Below are 16,253 nucleotides of genomic sequence, written 5' to 3' on the forward strand. Positions count from 1 at the left end.
ATCAGATGATCGGCAGCAGCACGGTCGACGCGAGACCGGCCAGCACACCACCGACGATCGGTCCGGCGACCGGGACCCATGCGTAGCTCCAGTCGCTGCCGCCCTTGCCCTTGATCGGCAGCAGAGCGTGCGCGATGCGGGGGCCGAGGTCGCGCGCCGGGTTGATCGCGTAGCCGGTCGGTCCACCGAGCGAGGCGCCGATCGCGATCACCAGGATGGCGACGGGCAGTGCGCCGAGCGCCGCGAGCCCGCCGTCGCCCTGGCGTCCGCCGCCGAAGCCGATGACGACGAAGACGAGGACGAAGGTGCCGATGACCTCGGTGAGGAAGTTCCAGCCGTACGAGCGGATCGCGGGGCCGGTCGAGAAGACGCCGAGCTTGTTGGCCGCGTCGGGCTCCTCGTCGAAGTGCTGCTTGTAGGCGAGCCAGCAGAAGACCGCACCGATGATGGCACCGATCATCTGGGCGAGGATGTACACGAGGATCGAGACGATGTTGACGGGGACGCCCGAGCCGAACTCGGTCGCTCCGCTCGCGACCAGACCGAGCGTCACCGCCGGGTTGAGGTGCGCACCGGAGTTGTACGAGACGATCACACCGGCGAAGACAGCGAAGCCCCAGCCGATGTTGACCATCAGGAACCCGCCGTTGAAACCCTTGTTCTTGACGAGCGCGACGTTGGCGACGACGCCGCAGCCGAGGAGGACGAGCATCGCCGTCCCCACGAGCTCAGCCAGGAAGACCACTCCGAGATTGTCCACGTTGACCTTTTCCTCTGATTAGAGCGGACGCACGCGGGCGTCCGCAGCGGGCATCGATGCCCGACGTGTGTGAAGTTATCCGCGCCCCGACCCTCCGACAAGGAACGACGCGTGCACGTTTGTGCGTTGTCACGACGAGAGCCCCGGCTCGAGGTGCTGCCTCGACCGGGGCTCCCGTCGTTGTGCGCCAGTCTCCGCGTCTAGGACGCGGGAACGGCGGTCGGAGCCTGGACGGAGGATCCGCCGACGTCGACTCCGTTGTACTCCTTGAGGTGCGCGATGGTGGCGTCCACCTCGGAGGCGCGCGTCGCCTCGTCCCAGCCCAGGACGGCTCCAGTGTGCTCGGCGAGCTCATCGAGCAGCTCGCGGCTGAGGCCGCCGGTGAAGGCGTGGTTGGTCCGGCGCATGACGAGGTCGATCAGGTGCACGACGCTCTCGCGCTGGGCGAGGTAGCGGATCTCTCCGGTCGTGAAGTCCTTGTCGAAGTCGAGGGCCTCGTCGTGTCCGTCCGCGAGGGCCTCGATGACCTCCTGTGCACGGGTGCCGTAGCGCTCGAGCAGCTGGCCGGTGCGGGCCGAGGAGAGGCCCGAGCGGTGCTGGCTGATCCACTGCGCGCGGGACGCGTCGGTGCGGGGGAAGCCCTTGCCGCCTCCGATGGGCGTCTTCACGGTCGAGACCCGCCGCGTGACGCCGATCCGCTTGAAGACCTCGTTGGAGAGGTGCTCCGAGAGGGCGCGGAAGGTGGTCCACTTGCCGCCGACCAGGCTGAGCACCGTCGCGCCGCCCGCTCCGGGGAGTGTGGAGGGCTCGATGCGGTAGTCGCGGGAGACGAATCCGGGTGCCTCGTCGTCGTGACGGGGCAGGGGGCGGATGCCCGAGAACTTGAAGACGATCTGCGAGCGGTCGACTGGGATCGAGGGGAAGACGTGGTTGACCAGCTCGAAGAAGTAGTCGATCTCCTCCTCGGTGCAGACGGCCGGCTTGGTGGGGTCGGCCTCGATGTCGGTGGTTCCGACCATCACGCGGCCCTTGAGCGGGTAGATCAGGACGATGCGGCCGTCGCTGTGCTCGAAGAACATCTCGCGGCCCTCGCAGGCCTCGACCAGCTCGGGATTGTCGAGCACGACGTGCGAGCCCTTGGTGCCGCCCATGAACGTGGTGGTCGTGCCGAGCGCGGTGTTGGTGAAGTCGGTCCAGGGACCGGAGACGTTCACGACGATGTCGGCCTCGAAGGTGAACTCCTCGCCGCTCTCGCGGTCGCGGAGCACGACGCCCTTCTCGTCGGCACCGACGGCCTCGACGTAGTTGGCCGCGCGGGCCTTCTTGCCGCCGATGAGCGCGTCGTGCAGCACGTCGAGCGCGAGGCGCTCGGGCTCGTGGACGGAGGCGTCGAAGTAGGTCGCCGTGTACTTGATCTTCGGGTCGAGCTGGGGCAGCTCGGCCAGGGAGCGCTTGCGGCCGCGGAACTGGTGGCGCGGGACGACGCCGCCGTCGCGCGAGAAGAAGTCGTACAGGGTGAGGCCGACCTTGATCAGCAGCGCGCCGCGCTCCTGGGGGGCACCCGACTTGTGGGTCAGGAAGCGCAGCGGGGCCGCGAGGATCCCCGAGAAGGTCGAGTAGATCGGGATCGTGGTCTGCAACGGCTTCACATAATGGGGAGCGATCTTGAGCAGACCGTTGCGCTCGTGCACACCCTCGTTGACGAGTCGGAACTCGCCGTTCTCGAGGTAGCGGATGCCGCCGTGGATCATGTGGCTCGAGGCGCTGGAGGCACCCGAGACGTAATCGCCGCGCTCGACGAGGGCGACGTCGACGCCGTTGAGAGCCAGCTCGCGGAAGGTCCCGATGCCGTTGATGCCACCTCCGATCACGAGGACGGTGGCGCGGGGGGTGTCGCGCAGGGCGGAGACGCTCTCGCGGAGAGCGGTGTTTCCGGGAGTTCCGGCAGACTGTGCCACTTCGTACTCGCCTTCGTGTCGTGGGTGCTTCGTCGAGGCCTTCACGGAGTGTCCATCTCTGGGGTGGACGATTGATTTCGCGGAGGAATACGGCCATCCTTGACCCGACAACACATCCGGTCAATACGGGTGGAAATACGTGCAAGGAGCGGCAATGACCCCAGTCCGACCGGTCGTCGAACTCGACGAGACGACGCACGCGACCCACCCGGACAAGACACGGGACGCGCTGCGTGCGGCACAGCTCTACTACATGCAGGACCTGACGATGGACGCCATCGCCCACGAGCTGCACACCTCGCGCTCCTCCGTCTCGCGGCTGCTCTCGCACGCGAGGGCGACCGGACTGGTCGACATCCAGATCCGCTCCCCCCTCGACCGCGCGAGCGCCCTCTCGGCCGAGGTGCGCGCGCACTTCGACATCACGGCGCACATCGTGCCGGTGCCCGATCACACCAGCGAGATCGACCGGCTCGAGCGCGTCGCGCTGTCGGCAGCGCGGATCCTCGGGCAGTTCATCGACTCCAACATGATCGTCGGCATCGCCTGGGGCTCGACGATGAGCGCCATCAGCCGGCATCTGATCGCGAAGGAGACGCACAACACCCAGATCGTGCAGCTGAACGGCGCCGGCAACACCGAGACGACCGGGATCAACTACTCGAGCGAGATCCTCCGGCGCTTCGGCGATGCGTATGCGGCGAAGGTGCAGCAGTTCCCGGTGCAGGCGTTCTTCGACGACCCGCTGACGAAGCAGGCGGTGTGGCGCGAGCGCTCGACGAAGCGGGTGCTCGAGCTGCAGCAGCGGATGGACGTCGCGCTGTTCGGACTCGGCTCGCCCTTCGCAGCGGTGCCGTCGAAGGTGTACATCGGCGGGTATCTCGAGGCGAGCGACTTCACCTCGCTGAGCGCCTCAGGGGTCGTCGGCGACGTGGCGACGGTGTTCTACCGGGCCGACGGGACATGGGACGACATCCCCATGAACGAACGTGCAAGCGGTCCGGACCTCTCGACGGTGCGTCGCGCGGCTCGCCGCATCTGCGTGGTCTCCGGCTCGTCGAAGCTGCCCGGACTGCGCGGAGCGCTGGCGGCCGGGCTGATCACCGACCTCATCCTCGACGAGGGCACGGCGCGCGCGCTGATCTCCTCCTGAGGCTCGTCGAGACACCGTCTCCGCTCGCGAGACACCGGGGCCGGCGCGGCGTCTCGGCGACAGGGCGGCGGCTCGGCGCGGGTCAGGACTCGCGGGCGTGGGCGTCGAGGAATTCGTAGACCTCGGCGTCGTCGATACCGGGGAAGGTTCCGGAGGGCAGCGGGGCCAGCACGTGGGCGTGCAGGCGCGCGCTCGGCCAGGCGTTGCCGTCCCAGCGGGCGGCGAGGTCGGCGGGAGCGCGGCGGCAGCACGACTCGTCGGGGCAGCGTGAGAGCTCGCGGCGGTCGGTGTCGCGGCCGCGGAAGAAGCGGGCCTCGGCGAAGGGGACGCCGACCGTGATCGAGAACTCCTCCGTGGCCGTCGTACCGGTCTGCGACGCCGACCAGAAGGTCCCGGCGGGCGTGTCCACGTACTGGTAGTACTCCGTCGTCCGGTTGGTGCGGGTGAACGCCGACCGGGCCGACCAGTAGCGGCAGACCATCTGGCCCTCGACCGCGCCGGTCACGTCGGTCGGCAGCGGCAGACCGTCATTCTCGTACGCCTTCTGGATCGAGCCGTCGCCGAGGACCCGCAGGAAGTGCATCCGGATGTCGAGATGCGAGGTCAGCAGGTTGGTGAAGCGGAGCGCCGCGGCCTCGTGCGTCACGCCGAAGCCGTCGCGGAAGTCCTCGACCGAGATGTCGCGGTCGCGCTTCGCCTCCTGGAGGAACGCGACGGCGGGCTCGAGCGGCATCAGGCAGGCGGCGGCGAAGTAGTTGATCTCGAGACGCTGGCGGAGGAAGTCGGCGTAGGTCACGGGGCGCTCGTGGCCGAGCAGGCGGTGCGCCATGGCCTGCAGCGCGAGCGCGCGCAGCCCGTGGCCGCCGGGGATCGAGGCGGGCGGGAGGTAGATCCGTCCGTTCGCGAGGTCGATCACCGAGCGCGCCGAGTGCGGGAGGTCGCCGACGTGGATGATCTCGAAGCCGAGGTGCCGCGCCATCTTCGACACGGAGCTGTGGGTGAGTGCACCGCCGCGGTGGCCGACGGTGCGGAGCATCTCGCCCGCGATGGTCTCGATCTCGGGCAGGTGCGCGTTGCGCTCGCGCAGCTGGAGGCGCTGCGCGGTGTTGGCCCGTCGCGCCTCCTCCGGTGTCGCGCTCGCCTCGCTCCTTCGGCGCGCGAGCTCGCGGTACACACCGAGGAACGCCTCGAGGACCGGCGTGGTCAGGGCCTTGTTGACCTTGAACTCCTGCAGCCCGAGCGAACGGTAGAGAGACCCCCTCTGAACCCGCGCGAGCTCGATCTCGAGGGCGGCGCGCTCGCTCGGCGGCTCGTCCGAGAGCAGGGCGGCCAGCTCGACCCCGAGCGCGGAGGCGAGGCCCTGCATGAGCGAGAGACGCGGTTCGCGGCGACCGGTCTCGATCAGGGAGAGCTGGCTCCCCGACACCCCGACCATCTCGGCGAGCCGGCCGAGCGTCAGCCCGCGGCGGGTGCGGAAGTGGCGGATGCGCTGCCCCAGGAGGGCGGCATCGGTGCCGGCGGTGTCGGTCACGGCGAGCTCCAGTGGTCGGTTGTGACAAAAGCGAAAAAACGATGATTCTTGACGGCTTTCGGCCCGGGAATACATCCCGATCCTCCTCCATCCTGGCTTCAGGCGCCACAGGGCCCCTCGACAGCGGCCGGCCGCTCGAGAACGACTCCCCACCCGTCGACGACGACAGACCAGAAAGCGGAGCCACCATGAGCATCTTCACCAACACCCTCCAGCTCGAGCCGGCCACGATGACCGCCCCGACCGCGGTCCCCGCGCCCACCGTCCCCGCCGCTCCCCTGGCGCTGCGCCGCTGGGTCCGCGAGATGGCGGCGATCCTCGAGCCCGACGCGATCGAGTGGAGCGACGGCTCGCCCGCCGAGTGGTACCGCCTCACCGGCCGCATGGTCGAGGAGGGCAAGCTCATCGCCCTGAACCCGGAGTGGCGACCCGGCTCGTTCCTGGCGCGGACCGATCCCGACGACGTCGCCCGCGTCGAGGACCGCACCTTCATCTGCACGACCGACGAGGCGGACGCCGGCCCCACGAACAACTGGCGCGAGGCCTCCTCGATGAAGGACGAGATCGCGCCCTGGTTCGCCGGCGCCATGCGCGGCCGGACGATGTACGTCGTCCCCTTCTCGATGGGCCCCGTCGGCGGACCGCTGTCCCAGCTGGGCGTGCAGCTCACCGACTCCGCCTACGCCGTGCTCAACATGCGGATCATGGCCCGCGTGGGCGCTGCTCCACTCGCCGCGTTCACCGAGGAGACCGCGTTCGTGCGGGGCGTGCACTCGGTGGGCCTCCCCCTCCGCGACGCCGACGGCACGACGCGGGACGACGTCACCTGGCCCTGCAACGAGACGAAGTACATCACCCAGTTCCCCGAGACCCGCGAGATCTGGTCGTTCGGCTCCGGCTACGGCGGCAACGCCCTGCTCGCGAAGAAGTGCTTCGCCCTGCGCATCGCCTCGGCGATGGGTCGGGAGGAGGGCTGGCTCGCCGAGCACATGCTGCTCATCCGCATCGTCTCGCCCGAGGGGCGGCGCTACCACGTGGCTGCGGCGTTCCCGAGCGCGTGCGGCAAGACGAACCTCGCGATGATGCAGCCCGCGATCCCCGGCTGGCGCGTCGAGACCCTGGGGGACGACATCACCTGGATGAAGAAGGGAGCGGACGGACGGCTGTGGGCCATGAACCCCGAGACCGGCTTCTTCGGGGTCGCGCCCGGCACCGGGCGGTCCTCGAACCCGAACGCCGTGCACACGCTCTGGGGCAACACGATCTTCACGAACGTCGCGCTCCGCGAGGACGGCGACGTCTGGTGGGAAGGGCTGACCGACGAGACGCCCGAGCACCTGACCGACTGGCGCGGCGAGCCGTGGACGCCCGCCTCCGGCACCCCCGCCGCCCACCCGAACGCGCGCTTCACGGCGCCCGCCCTGCAGTGCCCCTCGCTGTCGGAGGACTGGGACTCGTTCGAGGGCGTGCCCCTGGACGCGATCGTCTTCGGTGGCCGCCGTGCGAGCAACGTGCCGCTGGTGACCCAGGCCACCTCGTGGCAGCACGGCGTCTTCATGGGCGCGACGATCGCCTCCGAGAAGACGGCGGCGGCCGAGGGCACTGTCGGCGAGCTGCGCCGCGACCCCTTCGCGATGCTGCCCTTCTGCGGGTACAACATGGCCGACTACTTCGCGCACTGGCTGGCCGTCGGCGAGGACCTGGGAGACAGCGCGCCGGCGATCTTCCAGGTCAACTGGTTCCGCAAGGGTGCCGACGGCGCCTTCCTCTGGCCCGGTTTCGGCGAGAACGCCCGCGTCATCCAGTGGCTCATCCGCCGGGTCGAGGGGCTGGCGGAGGCGCGTCCCAGCGCGATCGGCGACCTCCCGATCGCGATCAACAGCCACGGGCTGAATCTGCCGGCCGCGGTGAAGGAGGAGCTCTTCTCGGTGCCGGTCGAGGCCTGGCTCGACGAGTGCGACCTGACCGAGCAGTTCTTCGCGCGGTTCGGCGACCGCCTCCCGAGCGCCCTGAGCGCCGAGCTGACCGCACTGCGCCTCCGTTTGCTGGCCGCCCGGCTGCCAGTCGCTGCGTGACACCCTGAACCTGCCGGCCCAGCGCCGGTGCTCCCTGTGGCCCGCGGAGAGGGACATCCCCTTTCCTCGCAACCTCCTCCGCGGGTCCACTCCCTCTCGATCGATGGACGTCATGGACCGCATCACCCTCCGCTTCCTCGCCGCTCCGCAGGACGCGACCGCCGACGGCAGCAGCGCCCAGGCCGGCCGCGTGCTCGAGTGGATCGACAAGGCCGGCTACGCCTGCGCCGTCGGCTGGAGCGGCGGGTACTGCGTCACCGCGTACGTCGGCAACGTGCACTTCACCAGGCCCATCGCGGTCGGCAACCTCATCGAGGCGAGCGCGCGGGTCATCCACACCGGACGCACCAGCATGCACGTGCTGGTCGAGGTCGCGCAGGCGGATCCGCGGACCGGCCGGTACGAGGCGGCGACGCACTGCCTCCTGATCTTCGTAGCGGTCGACGAGGAGAAGCGGCCCCGTGCGGTGCCGGAGTGGCAGCCGCGCTCGATCGAGGACGCGGCGCTCGCCGAGGGCGCCGCCGCCCGCATCGCCGGCCGCCGCGCGCTGCACGAGGTGATGCGCGAGCAGGAGTACACGGAGGCGGGCACAGGGCCGAAGATCGTCTTCCGCTTCCTGGCCGCGCCCGGCGACGTGAACTGGGGCGGCAACGCGCACGGCGGAATCGTGATGCGCTGGATCGACGAGGCGGCGAACGTCGTCGCAGAGGGCTGGACCGGGCGCGACGCGGTGGCGGTGTACTCAGGCGGCATCCACTTCTACCGGCCGGTGCGCATCGGGCACCTGGTCGAGGTGGAGGCGCGGCTGATCCACACGGGGCCGCGGAGCATGCACCTGGCGATCCACGTCCGCTCCGGCGATCCGCGCACCGGGGTGCTCGAGCTGACGACGCAGTGCATGAGCGTGTTCGTGGTGCGCGGCGCCGACGGATCGGCCGAGACCGTGCCGGCGCTCGTGCTCGAGGCCGACGAGGACCGGCGGCTCGATGTACACGCTCGCGAGCTGATCCGGCTGCGGGCGGAGCTGCCTCCGCTGCCGATCGGCAGTGCGACCGCCTCCGGCCGCTGACGTGCCCGGCGATAGGGTCGAGCCGTGACTCTCCCGCTCCTGGTCGTCAACGGCCCGAACCTGAATCTGCTCGGCACCCGCGAGCCCGCGCTCTACGGCTCCGACACTCTCGCCGATGCGGAGGCGCTCGCCGCCGACCGCGCGCGCGCCCTCGGTCTCGAGGTCGAGGTGTTCCAGAGCAACTCGGAGGGGGCGATCATCGACCGTCTGCACGCGGCACGGGGCACCGCCTCCGGCATCGTGCTGAACGCCGGCGCCTACACCCACACCTCGATCGCGATCCGCGACGCGGTGCTCGCGACGGAGCTGCCGCTGGTCGAGGTGCACATCAGCAACGTGCACCGCCGCGAGGAGTTCCGCCGGCACTCGTACCTGTCGGACATCGCGGTCGCCGTCATCGTCGGCGCGGGGATCGCCGGGTACGGATTCGCGGTCGAGGTGCTCGCCCGCCGCCTGGAGGCGGAGACCCGCCAGGCGTAGCGTCGAGGGCATGACCGACTCCGATCTCTCCCGCTCCTTCGGCAGTGCCGTCGACGCCTACGACCGCGGACGGCCGCGGTATCCGGACGACGCGGTGGACTGGCTGGTCGCGCACGTGCCGTCGCGGGTGGCGGGGGCCTACGTTCCCGAGCGGGCGCGGGAGGCCGGCGCCGACGCCTCCGATCGGCTGCGGGTCGTGGATCTCGGGGCGGGGACGGGGAAGTTCACGGCGTCGCTCGTCGCGCGCGGGCTGGACGTGACGGCGGTCGAACCGGATCGGAAGATGCTCGCGAGGTTGAGTGAGAACCTGCCGACAGTCACGTCGATGGAGGGGACGGCGGAGGCGCTTCCGCTCGCCGACGCCTCCGCCGAGCTGATGACGGCGGCGCAGTCGTGGCACTGGGTCGACGCCGAGCGGGCGAGCGCCGAAGTGGCACGGGTGCTGGTGCCGGAAGGCATGCTCGCGCTGGTCTGGAACATCCGCGACGAGTCGGTGCCGTGGGTGCGCCGGCTCGGCGAGGTCGCCGGATCCTCGACCGCCGAGCGGTTCGAGACGGTGCATCCTCCGCTCGGAGCGGCGCTCGAGCGGGTGGCGTACGCCGAGTTCGACTGGGTGTTCGAGCTCGACCGCGCGGGCGTGCTCGACATGTTCGCGTCACGGAGTTACGTGATCGCGATGCCGGAGGAGGAGCGCGCCGCGACCCTGGCGGCGGTCGAACGGGTCCTCGATGAGGAGTTCGGCGCGGAGGCGCGCGTCGCGATGCCGTACGCGACGCGGGTGACTATCGCGCGGCGTAGGTCGTGAGGGAACCCCGGACCGTCGAGGCCGTCCTGGAGGGCGGGATGCCTCGACGGTCCGGGGTTGCCTCGATGTCGGACGGCGCGGGTCAGACCTCGTTCGGGTCGCCGCCGACGCGGCCGGCGCGCTCGAGGGCGGTGATCGCATCGCGCTCGTCGGAGGTGAGCTCGAAGCCGAAGACGTCGACGTTCTCGGCGATGCGGGCCTTCGTCGACGACTTGGGGAAGACGATGTGGCCGCGGTCGAGGTGCCAGCGGAGGACGACCTGCGCGGGCGTGACTCCGTGGGCCTCGGCGGGGCCGGTGATCACGGGGAGCTCGAGCAGCGGGTACTTGTTCTGACCGAGCGGGCCCCACGCCTCCGTCGCGATGCCGTGCTGGGCGCCGAACGCCGTCACCGTCGGCTGCTGGTGGTAGGGGTGCAGCTCGATCTGGTTGACGGCCGGCACGACGTCGCCGGCCGCGAGGAGGCGCTCGAGGTGCGGGACGAGGAAGTTCGAGACGCCGATCGAGCGGGTGCGGCCCGACTCGCGCAGCTCCTGCATCGCCTCCCAGCTCTCGACGTAGCGGTCCTGCGCGGGCTTGGGCCAGTGGATGAGGTAGAGGTCGACGGAGTCGAGGCCGAGCTTCTCGAGGCTCGCGTCGAGGGCGCCGGGCGGGGTCTCGCGGCCCTGGTCGTCGTTCCACAGCTTGGTCGTCACGTAGAGCTCGTCGCGAGCGAGACCGGAGGCGGCGATCGCGCGGCCGACACCGACCTCGTTGCCGTAGATCGCCGCGGTGTCGATGTGGCGGTAGCCGATCTCGAGAGCCTCGGAGACGATCCGCTCGGTCTCCTCCGGGTCGACCTTGAAGACGCCGAAGCCGAGCTGCGGGATGGTCGTGCCGTCGTTGAGCGTGAGAGTGGGGATGCTGGTCATGCCCCCACCCTGCCGCGAACCGCCGACATCCGACACCGCCTTGCGCCCGACGCGGGGTTGCTGATCGGGGCGACTACCCTCGAAGGGCGCCGAAGCGGGCGCACCGATCACTCGAGGAGCACCACGTGAGCATCATCGCCGCCGCAGACGGCTCGGCACTGGGCAACCCCGGCCCCGCCGGCTGGGCCTGGTACGTCGACGACGACCGCTGGGCCGCGGGCGGCTGGTCGCACGGCACGAACAACATCGGCGAGCTGACCGCGGTGCTCGAGCTGCTGCGCTCCACGGCGGGCGAGACCGAGCCGCTGCACATCCTCTGCGACAGCCAGTACGCCATCAAGGCGTGCACCGAGTGGCTGCCGGGCTGGAAGCGGAAGGGCTGGCGCAAGGCCGACGGCAAGCCGGTGATGAACGTCGAGATCATCAAGGCGCTCGACGAGGCGCTCCAGGGTCGCGCCGTCACCTTCGAGTGGGTGAAGGGGCACGCGAACCACCGGATGAACGAGGCCGCCGACGTCCGCGCCCGCGCCGCGGCGACGGCGTACCAGCGTCGGCAACCGGTGGACGCGGGGCCCGGCTGGCCGACCGCGCCCGCCGCCTCCGCTCCGGCCGTCGACGACGCCCCCGCCACCCTGTTCTAGGAGGATCACGGCAGGTGCAGCACGCCCGTCGCGATCAGCTCGCGCACCGGCGGCAGCACCGACTCGAGCACGTCCGTCTCGTCCACCTGCAGGAGCGACGCCACGGCAGCCGCGATCGCCGCGAGTGACAGCTCGCCGTCGGAGGCGCCGACCACCGCGGCGAGCGCTGTGTCGACGTCCTCCACGCGGGCGAAGCCGCCGCCCTGCCGCAGCCGGAGCACCGTCGGGTCGTCGTTGCCCGGCCAGTAGTGCCGCTCCTCGGTCACATCGCCCGCGACCGTGAGCGCGAGCCCGGCGAGAGCCTCGTCGTCCAGACCGGCGAGCGCCTCCCCCGCGTCGAGGCAGTGCGCGAGGTGCCCGCCGAGGCCCGCGGTGGCGAACGCCGCGTCGATCCGCTCGAAGCGCAGCAGCGGCGGCCGGGGCGCGGCGGGCAGGCGCAGCGTCACGTAGCCGAAGCCGACCCCCGTGACGCCGCGGCGCTCGAAGTCGCCCACCCAGGCGTCCACGAGCTGATCGAACTCCGCGCCGCGGGTCGTGCCTCCGTCGCGGATCCACGTCTCGGCGTAGACCGCCGGATCCTGCCGCTCGCGCTCGACGACCCACACGTCGAGCGGCGACGCGGCGCCCTCGATCCAGGCGTCCAGACCCTCCGGGCCCGGCTCGAGCGCCCGCGCGAGCGGACTGCGGACGTCGTCGAGCCAGCCCCGGACCCGATCGAACGCGTCCGCCGACTCCCGGTACTCCCAGTTGCCGAGCAGCTGCGCGACTCCGCCCGGTACGAGGTGATCGGCCGCGCCGACGATCACGCGGTGCACGATCTCGTCGCCCTCGAGCCCACCGTCGCGGTACTCGTACGAAGGGACCCCGGCCGCGCGCGGAGTGATCACGAACGGCGGGTTGGTGACGATGTGGTCGAACCGCTCGCCGGCGACCGGCTCGTACAGACTCCCGAGCCGGAACTCGATGCTCTCGATCCCGTTCAGCGCGGCGTTGAAGGCGGCGAAGGCGAGCGCCCGCTCCGAGATGTCGGTCGCGACGACCCGCTCGGCGTGACGGGAGGCGTGCAGCGCCTGGATCCCGCAGCCGGTGCCCAGATCGAGCACGCTGCCGACCGGCCGCTGGATCATCAACCCGGTGAGTGTCAGGCTCGCTCCGCCGACGCCCAGCACGTGGTCCTCGGCGAGGGCGCGGCCGAGCGCCAGCTCCCCCAGGTCGGAGGCGATCCACCAGGAGGCGGGACCGCGGAGGTCGACGAGGTCGTACGGCCGCAGATCGATCGTGGCGGTCACGACTGCTCCCGCCTCCGACTGCACGAGGCCCAGGCCGATCGCGCCGTCGAGACCGAGCGACGCGAACGCCGCGGTCGCCGCCTCCGTCGACACCGGGTCGGCGAGCAGGAACAGCCGGGCGAGCGTGGCGAGTGGCCCATCGACGCCGGCGAGGGCCCGTCTGGCCGGGACGCGGTCGCCGCGGTGCAGCGCTTCACCGACAGCCTCCCCCCACAGCTCGCGGACGGCGTCGACGCCGTAGCGGGCGCGGGTGAGGTCGTCACGGAGGAGCGCCAGGAGCGCACGGTCGAGCTGGTCTGCAGGCTGCACCGGACCATCCTCGTGCACGGCCGTTCCACAGGAGGTGCGCCACGAGCACCGCACCGGCTTCCCGCCGATCGTGGCACGGCCTCCGTCGTACGATCGGAGCATGCCCCTCACCGGAGAATACGAACCGAGCACGTCCGCCTGGGCCCGCGAGCAGGCGGAGCTGTACGAAGCCACGAACGGCGCGGAGGGGAACCTCCTCCGCGGCAAGCCGATCATCGTCCTGACCACGGTCGGCGCGAAGAGCGGCAAGCTGCGCAAGACGGCCCTCATGCGCGTCGAGCACGACGGCGAGTACGTCGTCGTCGCGTCGAAGGGCGGAGCACCGGAGCACCCCGTCTGGTACGGCAACATGCTCAAGGAGCCGCACGTCGAGCTGCAGGACGGCGCCGAGAAGAAGGACTACACCGCGAGCGTTCTCGAGGGAGAGCAGCGGGCGATCTGGTGGGAGCGCTCCGTCGCCGCGTGGCCCGACTACGCGACCTACCAGACGAAGACCGAGCGCGAGATCCCGCTCGTGCTGCTCACGCCCTGGTCCTGATCACTCCTCGTCGACGCGCGCGGCGATGAGGTCGAGCACCCGCGGATGCGACAGCAGCGCGAAGTGCCCGACCACCGAGACCGCGATGTTCTCGCGCGCGCCGACGAGTCGGCTCCCGCCCGGGATGTACTGGTCGCGCATCCCGTAGATCGAGGTGATGCGGGAGTCGGCGTCGCGCTCGGCCAGCAACGTGCGGATGACGGGTCGGTGCGGAGCGAACTCCCGGAGCGCCCGCGCCGGGGCGATGCGGGCGAGCGGCGAGCCGTTGAACGGAGTCGAGACCGCGATCATCCGCTCGACCCGCTTCTCGTCGCGGTCGTCGACGACCATCATGTGCTTGCCGATCAGGCCGCCCTTGCTGTGCGCGACGATCACGACTCCGCGGAGGTCGTCCTCGCGCAGATACTGCTGCCCGAGTGCCGCGGAGGCGACGATCGGCCGGGTGTTGTAGCCCAGCGCCGGCAGCACGTGGATCGGGTGGCCCGCCGCGTGCAGACGGTCGGCGACCGGCTGGAGGAACTGCCAGGTCTCGTAGACGCCCGGGATGAGCAGCACCGGGGCCTCGTCTCCGGAGGCGTAGTGCGAGACGTCCCAGCCGTCGCGGAGGTGCGCGAAGCGCGACCCGTACGCGTAGCGGTAGTCGCGGAGATACGCCCGGCGCATCGAGGTCGAACGACGCGGGCGCCCGGACTCACGCGCTGGCATAGGCCTCTTCGAGAGTGCGGATGTCGAGGCGGCCCATCGCCAGCATCGCCTGCGTGGCGCGCGACGCGCCCTCGGGGTCGGGGCCGCCGAGGAGCGAGCCGAGCACGCGCGGCACGATCTGCCACGAGAGCCCCCAGCGGTCCTTGAGCCAGCCGCAGCGGCTCTCCTGCCCACCGTCGGCGACGAGCGCGTCCCACAGCCGGTCGAGCTCTGCCTGGTCGTCGACCGCGATGACGATCGAGATCGCCTCGGTGAACGGGAACCTCGGCCCGGCGTTCATCGCCTGGAAGCTCTGCCCGTCGAGCTCGAAATCCACCGTGAGCACGGTTCCCGACGAGGGCGAGCCCTCGGGCAGCACCTGCCTGTCGAGGATCCGCGAGTTCGGGATCAGGCTCGTGTAGAGGTCGACCGCCTCCCCCGCCCCGTCGTCGAACCAGAGGAACGTGCTGACTGCGCCCATCGGAGTCTCCTTCGTCGTCCCCAGTGTGGCCCCGGTGCCCGCTCGCCGCGAGGGAGAACGACGCTCAGAGCGGAGTGACGCCGAACGCCGCCGCGAGCTTGTCGATCTTCTTCGCCCGACCGAGGCGGGGCAGGTCGCTGCCGTCGCGGATGACGCGTCCGCGCGCCTCGAAGTCGTCGAGGAAGTCGCGCGCCCACGCCACGTCCGACGGGGTGGGGCTGATGACCTCGTTGATGACGGCGAGCTGCTCGGTGTCGAGGCAGAGCTTGCCGGTCAGGCCGAGCGAGACGGTGAGCGCGGACTGCTCGCGGAGCACCGGGTGGCTGTTCGAGACGGTCGGGCCGTCGATCGGGCCGGGCAGGTCGCCGATGCGCGACGCGACGACGAGGCGGGAGCGGGGGTACGCCATCGCCAGATCATCGGCGCTGGTGCCGGTGTCGCGGCGATAGTCGCCGCTCCCGAAGGCGAGGCGGAAGCAGCCGCGCGCCCGGGCGATCGAGACCGCCTCCTCGATGCCGAGCGCCGACTCGACGAGCGCGAGCACAGGGGTGGACCCACCGAGGCGGTCGAAGGTCTCGGTGACGTGCTCCGCCGCCTCCGTCTTGGCGAGCATCACGCCGGCAAGACCCGGGAGGCCCTTCAGCGCGTCGACGTCGTCGGACCAGAACGGGGTGGAGTGATCGTTGATCCGCACCCACGCGCGCTTGTCGCCCTTCAGCCACTCGACGACATCGGCACGGGCATCGGGCTTCGCCTTGGGGTCGACCGCGTCCTCGATGTCGAGCACTATCTGGTCGGCACGCGACGCGTGAGCGGCGTCGAAGGTCTCGGTGCGGGTCGCGTTGACCAGGAGCCACGAGCGGGCGATCTCGGGGGCGACGTCGCGCCCCTTGCGAACCAGGCCGGTGGGAGTGGGGATGGTCGACGTCACGTGCGTGTCCTCTCGGTGGCGCGGTCCTCGCTCCGCGAGCCCCGCCGCCGAGCGACGGTGCCGGGGTCAAGGGTAGCGGGCGCGGAACGCCGACGGATCAGAGGCCCGCGCGCTCGGCGAGGCCCTTCACGAAGGCGGCCTGGCCCGCGTGCTGGATGTCGTCGTCGACGACCGAGACGAGCCGCACGGCGAGGGTCACGGGCGGGTCCCAGCGGGTGTCGACGACGCGCGGCAGGTCCTCGTCGGCGAGCGTGTCGAGGTAGGCGAGCGTCTGCTCGTGCACGGCGTCGGCGTAGGAGGAGAGGAGCTCGGCCGGCAGGGCGGCGAGCGCCGCGACCTCGGACGGCGATTGGCCGTATCCGCTCGCCTCGGGCCCGAACGGCAGGCCGCAGCGCTCGTGGAAGCCGTCGGCGGTCCAGGTCTGCTCGCGCTCGGCGAGCGGCGCGAGGTGGTCGTCCTGCACGCGGGTCAGGTGCCAGATCAGCCAGGCGGCCGAGTTGGCCTGCGGATCGGCGCGGTACGCGAGCTGCTCGGGGGTGGCGTCGTCGAGGACGGCGTGCACGGTCTCGTGCACGCGTCCGAACGCGTCGCGGAGGAGGTCGATGGCTGCACTCATGGCGCCAGTCTGCACCCGGCGTG

The 16,253-nt window shown here is 71.0% G+C and carries 16 protein-coding genes; 7 read left to right on the forward strand and 9 right to left on the reverse strand.

Translation table 11 applies throughout. The features are described from left to right. Position 1: 1 nt before the first annotated feature. Together ASG06_RS19185 and ASG06_RS19190 are read right to left on the reverse strand one after the other, a co-directional pair. Positions 2 to 712 (reverse strand): MIP/aquaporin family protein, encoded by a 711-nt coding sequence (locus ASG06_RS19185; protein ID WP_056045579.1) that lies wholly within the window; start codon positions 710 to 712, stop codon positions 2 to 4. Positions 713 to 960: 248 nt separating this feature from the next. Next, a complete protein-coding gene (locus ASG06_RS19190) occupies positions 961 to 2,718 on the reverse strand; it encodes a glycerol-3-phosphate dehydrogenase/oxidase (protein WP_056045432.1) in 1,758 nt (585 codons plus the stop codon). A gap of 154 nt (positions 2,719 to 2,872) precedes the next feature. On the opposite strand from ASG06_RS19190, the gene ASG06_RS19195 reads away from it, so the two are divergent. Beyond that, positions 2,873 to 3,871 carry a sugar-binding transcriptional regulator gene (locus ASG06_RS19195; protein WP_056045435.1) on the forward strand — a complete coding sequence of 333 codons (999 nt, stop codon included), beginning with the start codon at positions 2,873 to 2,875 and terminating at the stop codon, positions 3,869 to 3,871. Positions 3,872 to 3,953: 82 nt separating this feature from the next. Here ASG06_RS19195 and ASG06_RS19200 read toward each other — a convergent pair whose 3' ends face one another. Beyond that, positions 3,954 to 5,402 carry a helix-turn-helix domain-containing protein gene (locus ASG06_RS19200; RefSeq protein WP_056045439.1) on the reverse strand — a complete coding sequence of 483 codons (1,449 nt, stop codon included), beginning with the start codon at positions 5,400 to 5,402 and terminating at the stop codon, positions 3,954 to 3,956. A gap of 188 nt (positions 5,403 to 5,590) precedes the next feature. Between ASG06_RS19200 and ASG06_RS19205 the strand changes: the two genes are divergently transcribed. The 4 genes from ASG06_RS19205 (at position 5,591) to ASG06_RS19220 (ending at position 9,831) form a co-directional block, all read left to right on the forward strand. Next, on the forward strand, positions 5,591 to 7,477 hold the full coding sequence (locus tag ASG06_RS19205; protein ID WP_442965622.1) for a phosphoenolpyruvate carboxykinase (GTP): 1,887 nt from the start codon (positions 5,591 to 5,593) through the stop codon (positions 7,475 to 7,477). A 112-nt stretch (positions 7,478 to 7,589) separates the two neighbouring features. Next, entirely contained in the window at positions 7,590 to 8,546 is a 957-nt protein-coding gene (locus ASG06_RS19210) for an acyl-CoA thioesterase (protein ID WP_231727859.1), read from the forward strand. A gap of 24 nt (positions 8,547 to 8,570) precedes the next feature. Further along, positions 8,571 to 9,026 carry a type II 3-dehydroquinate dehydratase gene (gene aroQ / locus ASG06_RS19215; RefSeq protein ID WP_056045444.1) on the forward strand — a complete coding sequence of 152 codons (456 nt, stop codon included), beginning with the start codon at positions 8,571 to 8,573 and terminating at the stop codon, positions 9,024 to 9,026. 10 nt (positions 9,027 to 9,036) lie between these two features. Next, positions 9,037 to 9,831, forward strand: coding sequence for a class I SAM-dependent methyltransferase (locus tag ASG06_RS19220; protein ID WP_056045445.1), 795 nt, complete (start codon positions 9,037 to 9,039; stop codon positions 9,829 to 9,831). A gap of 82 nt (positions 9,832 to 9,913) precedes the next feature. Here ASG06_RS19220 and ASG06_RS19225 read toward each other — a convergent pair whose 3' ends face one another. Continuing rightward, the gene (locus ASG06_RS19225; protein WP_056045447.1) at positions 9,914 to 10,741 is read right to left on the reverse strand and encodes an aldo/keto reductase; all 828 of its coding nucleotides are present in this window, start codon (positions 10,739 to 10,741) and stop codon (positions 9,914 to 9,916) included. A 125-nt stretch (positions 10,742 to 10,866) separates the two neighbouring features. On the opposite strand from ASG06_RS19225, the gene ASG06_RS19230 reads away from it, so the two are divergent. After that, entirely contained in the window at positions 10,867 to 11,382 is a 516-nt protein-coding gene (locus tag ASG06_RS19230) for a ribonuclease H family protein (RefSeq protein WP_056045450.1), read from the forward strand. A 5-nt stretch (positions 11,383 to 11,387) separates the two neighbouring features. Here the strand turns inward: ASG06_RS19230 and ASG06_RS19235 are convergent, their stop codons facing one another. Next, entirely contained in the window at positions 11,388 to 12,980 is a 1,593-nt protein-coding gene (locus ASG06_RS19235) for a DUF7059 domain-containing protein (RefSeq protein WP_056045586.1), read from the reverse strand. 100 nt (positions 12,981 to 13,080) lie between these two features. Here ASG06_RS19235 and ASG06_RS19240 point away from each other — a divergent pair, with 100 nt between their 5' ends. Next, positions 13,081 to 13,518 carry a nitroreductase family deazaflavin-dependent oxidoreductase gene (locus tag ASG06_RS19240; protein WP_056045589.1) on the forward strand — a complete coding sequence of 146 codons (438 nt, stop codon included), beginning with the start codon at positions 13,081 to 13,083 and terminating at the stop codon, positions 13,516 to 13,518. Here ASG06_RS19240 and ASG06_RS19245 read toward each other — a convergent pair whose 3' ends face one another. The 4 genes from ASG06_RS19245 to ASG06_RS19260 all read right to left on the reverse strand — a co-directional run bounded on the left by ASG06_RS19245 (position 13,519) and on the right by ASG06_RS19260 (position 16,230). Continuing rightward, positions 13,519 to 14,223, reverse strand: a complete 705-nt coding sequence (locus tag ASG06_RS19245; protein WP_156466038.1) for a PGAP1-like alpha/beta domain-containing protein — start codon at positions 14,221 to 14,223, stop codon at positions 13,519 to 13,521. Next, complete coding sequence (locus tag ASG06_RS19250) at positions 14,210 to 14,683, reverse strand: VOC family protein (protein ID WP_056045457.1); 474 nt, start codon at positions 14,681 to 14,683, stop codon at positions 14,210 to 14,212. The genes ASG06_RS19245 and ASG06_RS19250 overlap by 14 nt, the downstream gene beginning before the upstream one ends. Before the next feature lie 64 nt (positions 14,684 to 14,747). Beyond that, on the reverse strand, positions 14,748 to 15,614 hold the full coding sequence (locus tag ASG06_RS19255) for an HpcH/HpaI aldolase/citrate lyase family protein (protein WP_197409469.1): 867 nt from the start codon (positions 15,612 to 15,614) through the stop codon (positions 14,748 to 14,750). A 97-nt stretch (positions 15,615 to 15,711) separates the two neighbouring features. Next, entirely contained in the window at positions 15,712 to 16,230 is a 519-nt protein-coding gene (locus tag ASG06_RS19260; RefSeq protein WP_056045459.1) for a mycothiol transferase, read from the reverse strand. Between the last annotated feature and the right edge of the window lie 23 nt (positions 16,231 to 16,253).

The sequence above is a fragment of the Rathayibacter sp. Leaf185 genome, from assembly GCF_001423885.1.
In the GTDB taxonomy this organism is placed as follows: domain Bacteria; phylum Actinomycetota; class Actinomycetes; order Actinomycetales; family Microbacteriaceae; genus Rathayibacter.